Source organism: uncultured Campylobacter sp., from assembly GCF_938030145.1.
Classification (GTDB): Bacteria; Campylobacterota; Campylobacteria; order Campylobacterales; family Campylobacteraceae; genus Campylobacter_B.
In genome coordinates, this window is sequence record NZ_CALHGM010000004.1 from 1 (window position 1) to 7,992 (window position 7,992).

Genomic DNA, 7,992 nt, shown 5'->3' on the forward strand with positions numbered 1-7,992 from the left:
CATTAAAATATAGTAAAACTAAAAATATCATATTTTTTAAATTTATGTAAAAAGAAGTATAAAAAAATTAAAATTTAGAAAGGGAAAAGAGACTTATTTTATTCCCTTTTTTAAAATTTGAATGTAAAATTATTTTATGTTTTCGTTCGAGTTGCTTTTGATGATGCCCTTGAGCTTGTCTGCATATGATTTATCAAGCTCAAGTCCATTTTTTCGTAAGTCGTTGTAGCCTTTTTGAATATCTGCCCCAAGATCGCTCTTGGCTTGCGGGGTTAAAATATTCTGCTTCTTAATGAAGCGATCGATCTTTTTTTGTAAATCTTCGCACAGCTCTTGCTTCGTTTCTTTTATGACTTTCTGAAGATTTTCTTTGAGATTAGGAAGATCTGTGCGTATAACGTCTTCTATGATCTCGTTTTGTATATTGTCATAATTGTGAGAAGACCAATTCCTGATATCTCTTATCCCTTTTATATCTTCTTTTTTAAATTTATCTAATATATGGTATTCCTGCGCTTCTTCAAGCTTCTTAAATTGCTGGTATACGACGTCGATATGTTTCATTATCGCCGGCTTTGCAAGCAGCTCGTCTTCTAGCGCTGCTGTAACGCCTTTGGGCTTACAAATTTCAAATACTTGATCTATTTTTTCTACTGCTAGTTCTAATCGGTATATAATTTTTCTATCAGACATAAATCGCTTCCTTCACTATCTTGTCGTCTTGCATTTTTTGCTCAGAATAGAAATCGCAAATATCTACCGATTTATGAAATTTGCCCGCGATCTGCTCTTTTAAATCATTTAAATACGCAAGCGCTTTAAACGCGTGCAGTCTATCCAAAAAGTCCTTTTTGTCGGCCAAAACGACTATATCTATATCCGAGTCTTCACCCGCATAACCTTTGGCATAACTTCCGAAAAGTCCTATCTTTTGGATGCCGTCTTTTTCAAGACCCGGCTTGAGCTCGGATAGATATGCGAGTATCGATTCTTTGGTTAAATCGGATAACGTCGTCTTCATTGGAGATTCTCCTTTTTCTATCTTTTTCCGTTTTCAAGAACCGTTATATATTCTGGATCGCACTCAAATTTGCCCCATTTTGTACATTCGACCTCGTATGCCGACCCTACTTTTTTATTATTTTTATCTACGACTACTACTACGAGTTTCTCATTGTTTATGAGGTCGTTTTGGGCTTTCCATCTTGTAAATTTGGCAAAGCCCTGCTCTGATGTATAATTTTTCCAATTTTCGCCATTAAATAAGGTCTGTGCATGATAAAATTCAAAATCTACATTTTTAACTCTCTCTTTTAGCTTATTAACCATCGCATCGTAATTTGCTTGTTTTATTGCCGGATTTGCATTCTCTAGCTTTACAAGCCCATCATCTTCACCGCATCCTGCCAACATAAGCCCGGCTATAACGGCCGCCGTCAGTAGTTTAATTTTCTTCATTTTTCATCCTTATTTTTACAAATTATAGCATATTTTGCTATTTATTTTTGCCGCCTCTCGAACTCCTCGTAAATCGGCATCAGAACTTCCTCTTTGTGACCTCTGAAATCAAAGCCCAGCGAGTCCAAGTAGTCCGCCATCATCTCTACGCTACTCTTCAAAAAGCCAAGCTCCCTGTCGCTAATGTTGCCAAGCTCCACCGGCTCAAGAGGGAGTGGGGCTTTGATTAGCTCCGCCATTATATCGTGTGCTCTTTCAAATTTATTATAGTTCTTGTTCATTGACTCATACTGCCCTTCGCCTATTTGACCCCTAAAGGTTTCGCGGCGCCCAACCATCGGTCTGTCTAAATGTTTGCGCCTGCTTATTTAAAATAAAAACTTTAAACGGATCGTGGCTAAAAAATACGTCATAGCTTTCAACGTTCGTCGCATTGCCTATAAATTTAAGCTTTATCGCCTCCGTGTATTCACCATCCCTTTTTAAGGAGTACCGCCCTTCATCCATCGAAGAATTTAAACGGGCGTAGTCTATTTCCGTTAAATAAATTTTCATTGTAATCCTCTTGCTATGCCGTTGCCCGAATGTATCTATCCATACAATCTTTAAGGCCTTTTAGCGTGTTATATGAATAAAAGTGCCTATCCCGCGTATTTGTACCGCATTCACAATATAAAAATAGAACCTCTTGCTCGTTCCAATTCGTGCTAGCGCCGTAAGTCCAGCCGTTTATTTCAATCCTCGCTCCGGTTTCATCTTGTTTAACTTCGCCGTATTGGCTAAGTAGTTTAATCGCGTTCGTTAATTTCATCTTTTTAAGTCCCTTTCTTCTTAATTTATAGAACGATTATACCACTTCTTAACTTAAAAAATAATAAAATACTAAATAATAAAATATCAAATAATTAAAATATATAAAAATATAAAATAGCAAAAAAACAAAAATAGCCTAAAAATAAATTAAAAACCTAAGCATTATTTAAGCCTAAATTTGATTTTCTTTCCCCTTTTTTAATTCCCGCTGCCGTCATTGGCGGCAGCTCCTGTATTTAGGAGGGGCGTTGCGGGGTGCCCCCGCTTAAACCCATAGAAGTCGAGACCTTAGGCTCGGCTTCGGCGCGGCAGCACCTTAGTGCAGACCGCCAACAAGAACGGCATTTTGTAAAAATTTTACTCATCCCAAATCCGAGCAAACCCCCAAGAATAGGAATTAAAATGTAATTTTTAAAATCTTATTCAAACCTTAAACTTTAAAAAGCAAGCCAAATTTTCACCGCTCTGGCCATGCTACCAATTCCAATCCGGACAGCCTAAAATTTGACTGCCCGAACATCTGAGAGCTACCGCTTTACTTAACCCGGCAGCGGGACATTATGAGCGAGATTTTGTAAAAAATTCACTTGCCGCAATCTCTATCAAACTCCCAAATAAAGGGGATAAGATATAAATTCCAAAAGCTTATATAAACCTTAAACTTTAAAAAGCAAGCCAAATTTTCACCGCTCTGGCCATGCTACCAATTCCAATCCGGACAGCCTAAAATTTGACTGCCCGAACATCTGAGAGCTACCGCTTTACTTAACCCGGCAGCGGGACATTATGAGCGAGATTTTGTAAAAAATTCACTTGCCGCAATCTCTATCAAACTCCCAAATAAAGGGGATAAGATATAAATCCCAAAAGCTTATATAAACCTTAAACTTTAAAAACCAGCTTAAATCTTGATTGCCCTAATTAATCAATATTCTATAAATCATATAGCCCTAGAATACTCCCTGCCGATTTTTCTTTCGACGAGATTAAGTCGCTTAAAGCATTCTCTCATTCCGGGCAGACGCTGCACCTTTGGGGCTATCTCTTTAAATTTTGAAGGATTAAATTTTAAAAGCTCATTTACGCACTCATTCTTTGCGCAAGGCTCTAAAAAATCATATTTCTTTGATAAATACTCTACTTTCTTGCCAAGCTCGCTCAAAGGCTTTAAAATGTTTTCTTTGCTAATATTGCGCGCCGCTAGCCCCAATGCTTTGCCGACTACCAAATCATCGTTAAAGTCCTTTAATATAGGCATTTGCCTGTCGGCATTCGGCACTATTTGCTCTACGATCTTGCCAAACTCTTTGCCGCGATCGTCATTATCGAACGCTAGCGTAAATTTTGCATCCGGGGCGAGCTTGCGAAGCGCTTTAATCGCATCTTTTTGCGATGTCGATATTTGCCCGTTGGTCGAGCATAGCAGCGTCTCTTGCAAATTTATCCCTTTCATCTCGCAAAACGATAGCGTGTCGATCATACTTTCGCTGATTATTATATTTTTAAATTCTTTGGGGCTTTTATGTGCGTTATCGGCTTTTAAAATTTCTAGCCCCTTATTTCCGTTGCAAAGCTGCTTGATAGGCTTATCATATGCTTTTCCTTGCGGATCGTGTGTTAAGGGCTTTGAGAGATAGCTTATCGTTCCGCTTTGCTTTAAAAACTCTTTCGTGCCGGCGTCCGTTTGCACTGACGTTAACGTGTACGTCGGTACGACCGCGTTTTGGTATTTACTGTCTTGTTTTAGGCTGCTAAATTGTGCCAATAGTTCTCCGCTTAGCTTCCTACGGCTAATTAAAAATGAATTTTTATCCGTCTTATCTAATTTTTTAAATTTTTCTATTATTTCATTATCGATTTTTTTAGTAGTTGTTTTTGGTATAGTATTGTTTTGTAACTCTTTTATATCTTTTATTTTGTTTTCGTCTATTAAATCTTTTACTTCTATTCCGCGATTTTTAGCGAAGCTGTAAATATTGCCCCGATCGGTACTGTCATTTGGATTAAAATATAAGTAGTGGCCGTTTGATTGGCGTGATATGACTATCGTATCTCCGTAGTCGTTCGTAAGCGTTTTGTAGTTACGGCTACTTTTGTCTCTTTTTTCAAAGTAGCCGTTATTTTTTAAAATTTCATCGAGTGCGAGCTCGACTAGATTTTCTTTCATCTTGGACACAGATCTAAAAATGCTTGTCTTTTTTGAGCCTGCTTATGCGCCTTTTTAGCCGTAATCGAATAGTACTTTTTAAGGCTTGCGGCGCACTCCGGCGGGCGCGTAGCGCTTGCGAGGCATAGCACCGCTTCGCATGCCAGTTTCTTATCGCCGGTAAATACGTCGCCGAGCTCTTTTGGAGTAGACGTCTTTGTCGCCGTATCCTTTGCGCTCGTCTCTTTTGCGGTCGCGCCGCTTGCCGCAAAAATTGCACCTACGATCAAACTAAAAACTAGTTTTTTCATTCTTTCCCCTTTATTTGAAATATACGAATTTTGGTAGTCCCAGCTCATCTTTCGGGAGCTGCTTGGTTTCTGGCTCAAATATGGCGTCGTTGCGCTTATATTCTACGACCGACTGATTAAAGCTCTCTTCGGTTAAATTTTTATTGCTGCCGCTTTCGTTTAGCTGTTTGCTAGTAGCCATCGTGCTGGTGTAGTTGATATTCAGCTCGTATTGATGCTGCAAATTTTCTAAAATTTTAAGCAGTATCGAGTTTGTGAGGGCTTGAGCTTGCTTTTGGTTGTTTGGTTTGCTCAGCTGCTTTGAAAGCTGCTTTAAATCGTCGTTCATTTTCGCTTTTGAGTAAGGATTAGTCTTATCGTCGCTATGAAACGTATCTTCAAAGGCTAACAAGGCGTTTGTTTTCTCGATATTATCCCTTTCTTGCAGGAATTTCTCGGCATTTTTTATGTTGTTGATTTGCGCTTGATAGTTCGCTCTTTGGATAGGATCGACGGCTTTATTCATCTGCTTGGTCAGCTCGTCTATGCTTTTGCTCAAATTTGCACCGTCTCGCAATGCGTAAGTGCAGCGATTAACCTTGCTTTTGATTGAGCTTTTGGTTTTTCCTAGCGTCATTCCGAAAAATTGGCTATTATTTTCCAAAAACGAGCACGCGTTTTGCACTCTCGCTATATCGCCCATTATGTCATTGGGGATATTTTTGACGTTATCGTAGATACTTTGCATTTGACTGATCATGCTTTGCGCATCGCCTAGTATATCGTAGATGCTGTTCATATCTATGCCGAGCTCGGCCATCTGTTTTTCAAAATTTAGCGTATCTTTGACCATTTGCTCGTACTGCTTGATTTGCTCAGCATAGTCTTTTAGCGTTTGAGTATAGCCCATTACCGCTTGAGCTATCGCAGCCACGTCTATAACCGGAACGCCTCCTGCGTTTGCGCTGCTAAAAAATAGCGCCGTTGCCGCACCAATAGATATAAATGTTTTCTTCATATCTCTCTTCCTTTCTGCTCGGTATTTTCTTTTTTAGTTTCCTTTTCAGCCCATTTTTCGATGGTTTGTTCTAGCGTTTTGGTGGCGTTTGGATAGCTATACCTAAATCTATCGGTATCTATCGGCTTGCCCACCTCGTCTCCGTGTTTTCTTTTTACATCGATTTGCCCCTCTTGCAACTCTACGTAAAGCGGCGTTAATTTATCTATGCCTTTGTCTTTGTTGTCTTTAATTTTTTCGTATAACCTTGCTTCGTTATTCATGAGCTCTAGCTCGTTTTGTAGCTGCCTGAAAAGGAGCGGGTTTTCCTTTTCGAATTTGGTTTGAAATTTTTCGTCGTCCTTGTGCGGGGTCATCACTTTTTTGTTGTTATCCTCGTTTATTTCCCACTTTCCCCTCTTGTCCTGCTTATCTTCGAGTCCTTGTATCTCTCTGGCTGCATCTAGGTACTTTTTCGCCCTTTGTTCGTCGTGCTCGCACGCTAGGGCTAGGCTAAAATTTAAGTCTATAAAGCTCTTTCTTAGGCTCAAAAAATCGTTTTCGCTTTTGACATAATTTTCCAAGTCACCCTCAATCACGTTTCTTCTTTGTTTTGGCGTTATATTGCTCATTATAGGCTCCTGCCTCTGTCATTTTCGTTTTCTTGCCCTTTGGCCTTGTTTAAAATTTTGTCTTTGGCCTGCACTAGCGTATCGTTTACCTTTTGATAAAATTTAGGGTAGCTATCTTTAAAATTTGGCGTTTCTTTTTCGATGTCGCCCATCATCTTTTTTAGCTTTTCGTATCCTTTGACATCAAGCCCTTTTTTGGTTTCTTTATCGTAGGTCGTTTGTAATTTAGCGTAATTAGCCCGCTCGTTCTCCATCTCTTTAAAACCGCCTTTGACTTTTTTGCGTTGCGTATAGACCTCTTTTACCAAATCGCCGACAGCCTCTTTAAATTTAGGACTGTCAAAGGCTAGATCAAGCTTTTCTTGGCGCTGGCGATCTTTGGCGATGCTTTCTTCTTTGCCCTGTTTTAGCATCATCTCGAGGCTTCTGTCCATCTCTTGCAGCGCGGTTATAATGCCGTTTATCCCATCACTATTCATTAGGTTGTCGATCGATTTTTGAAAATTCGCTTCAAGCTTCGATTGCTTATCTTTGAGGTCTTCGAGCTCCTTTTCGTGCTGCATTTCTAGTTCGTCGGCTCTCTTATTCCAGTCTTCTTGCTCTGCGCCGTTTTCTCTGCCCGGCTGTGGTTCGTTTTGCTTGGAGCTTGGCTCTTTTTCTTCCCCTTTTTCCTTTTTGGCGATTTGCTCTTCTATTTTTTCTTTCTCTTTTAAAATTTGCAGACTCTCTTTTAAGGACTCATTTTTTTCTACGCCGTCCAATCTGTCTTTTACGAATTCTCTTTTTGCTTTCGGGCTTTTAAATTCGTCCAGCTCCGCCTGTCTTTCCCTGATTCTCGTATCTAGCAGCTCTTTTTCGCCTAGTATTTCTACGGCTTGCTGCGCGTCTTTACTTAAATTTGCAGCTCCCGTTACTTCGTAGGCAAATTTTTTGTTAATGTCTCGTATGGTGTATTCTTTGCCGTTGTCGAAGTCCTCTTTTAAGTCCATATTCATTTCTCTTAGGGTGAGCTCTTTTATTTCGGTCACATCCCTTAGACTCATATTGGTTTTATAAATATCGTTGATCGCTTCTTGAACCTTGCTATCGTCGTCCGTTCCGTATGCGGTATAAAATTCTCTTACGCAAGCTACCGCGCTTGTTTCGTTGCTTTTAAATAACCCGGTGTTTTCTATGGCTTCTCGACAATCTAAAATTTTGTCTCTCGTGTCGTCTATCTCTTTGTTTCGCGTTTGTGGCTCGTTTTCTTCCCCTTTGCGTATACTCGAAGCTGTAAGCATCTGCTCGTCCTCGCTTAAATATGCCCATTCGGCCATTTGCTCTTGTGTCAGTTCTTCTGCCACTCTAAATCCTTTTGATAGATTATTTTTCAGTAGTTTATCATTCATTAAATTTAAAAAACTTTTAAAAAGTGATATATAAAAAATCAAAAAAATTGTAAAATTTGAAAACGCTCACAAATACCTTTTAAATGCTCTACAATCAAAAATAGGCTTTTTCCATATTCTTTTCTTATTTTTTATCTATGCGGCTTTAATAGCCTTTAAAATCGTTTTAAATGCTTAACTGATTTAAAATCTAAAAATTCAGCTTCTAATTTAAAATTTTCTCATCGCATTAAGTAATAAAATTTTAAATTTCTTCTCTGTATATATA

The 7,992-nt window shown here is 39.0% G+C and carries 11 protein-coding genes; all 11 read right to left on the bottom strand.

What is annotated here, in order from left to right:
- Nucleotides 1–129: 129 nt before the first annotated feature.
- Nucleotides 130–693, bottom strand: coding sequence for a HepT-like ribonuclease domain-containing protein (locus tag Q0323_RS00750; protein ID WP_122872010.1), 564 nt, complete (start codon nucleotides 691–693; stop codon nucleotides 130–132).
- Complete coding sequence (locus Q0323_RS00755; RefSeq protein WP_298050558.1) at nucleotides 686–1,021, bottom strand: nucleotidyltransferase family protein; 336 nt, start codon at nucleotides 1,019–1,021, stop codon at nucleotides 686–688. Before Q0323_RS00755 ends, Q0323_RS00750 begins: the two co-directional genes overlap by 8 nt.
- A gap of 17 nt (nucleotides 1,022–1,038) precedes the next feature.
- Entirely contained in the window at nucleotides 1,039–1,458 is a 420-nt protein-coding gene (locus Q0323_RS00760; RefSeq protein WP_009495746.1) for a hypothetical protein, read from the bottom strand.
- 41 nt (nucleotides 1,459–1,499) lie between these two features.
- Nucleotides 1,500–1,739, bottom strand: coding sequence for a hypothetical protein (locus tag Q0323_RS00765; RefSeq protein WP_009495744.1), 240 nt, complete (start codon nucleotides 1,737–1,739; stop codon nucleotides 1,500–1,502).
- A 31-nt stretch (nucleotides 1,740–1,770) separates the two neighbouring features.
- On the bottom strand, nucleotides 1,771–2,013 hold the full coding sequence (locus tag Q0323_RS00770; protein ID WP_122872012.1) for a hypothetical protein: 243 nt from the start codon (nucleotides 2,011–2,013) through the stop codon (nucleotides 1,771–1,773).
- Nucleotides 2,014–2,026: 13 nt separating this feature from the next.
- Nucleotides 2,027–2,269 (bottom strand): hypothetical protein, encoded by a 243-nt coding sequence (locus Q0323_RS00775; RefSeq protein ID WP_122872013.1) that lies wholly within the window; start codon nucleotides 2,267–2,269, stop codon nucleotides 2,027–2,029.
- A gap of 942 nt (nucleotides 2,270–3,211) precedes the next feature.
- Entirely contained in the window at nucleotides 3,212–4,438 is a 1,227-nt protein-coding gene (locus Q0323_RS00780) for a toprim domain-containing protein (protein WP_122872014.1), read from the bottom strand.
- Nucleotides 4,435–4,728: a TrbM/KikA/MpfK family conjugal transfer protein gene (locus Q0323_RS00785; protein WP_122872015.1), complete on the bottom strand. Its 294-nt coding sequence runs from the start codon at nucleotides 4,726–4,728 to the stop codon at nucleotides 4,435–4,437. The genes Q0323_RS00780 and Q0323_RS00785 overlap by 4 nt, the downstream gene beginning before the upstream one ends.
- A gap of 10 nt (nucleotides 4,729–4,738) precedes the next feature.
- Nucleotides 4,739–5,725 (bottom strand): hypothetical protein, encoded by a 987-nt coding sequence (locus Q0323_RS00790; protein WP_107687415.1) that lies wholly within the window; start codon nucleotides 5,723–5,725, stop codon nucleotides 4,739–4,741.
- The gene (locus Q0323_RS00795; protein WP_009494165.1) at nucleotides 5,722–6,336 is read right to left on the bottom strand and encodes a hypothetical protein; all 615 of its coding nucleotides are present in this window, start codon (nucleotides 6,334–6,336) and stop codon (nucleotides 5,722–5,724) included. Before Q0323_RS00795 ends, Q0323_RS00790 begins: the two co-directional genes overlap by 4 nt.
- A complete protein-coding gene (locus Q0323_RS00800) occupies nucleotides 6,336–7,679 on the bottom strand; it encodes a hypothetical protein (RefSeq protein ID WP_298050566.1) in 1,344 nt (447 codons plus the stop codon). Before Q0323_RS00800 ends, Q0323_RS00795 begins: the two co-directional genes overlap by 1 nt.
- Between the last annotated feature and the right edge of the window lie 313 nt (nucleotides 7,680–7,992).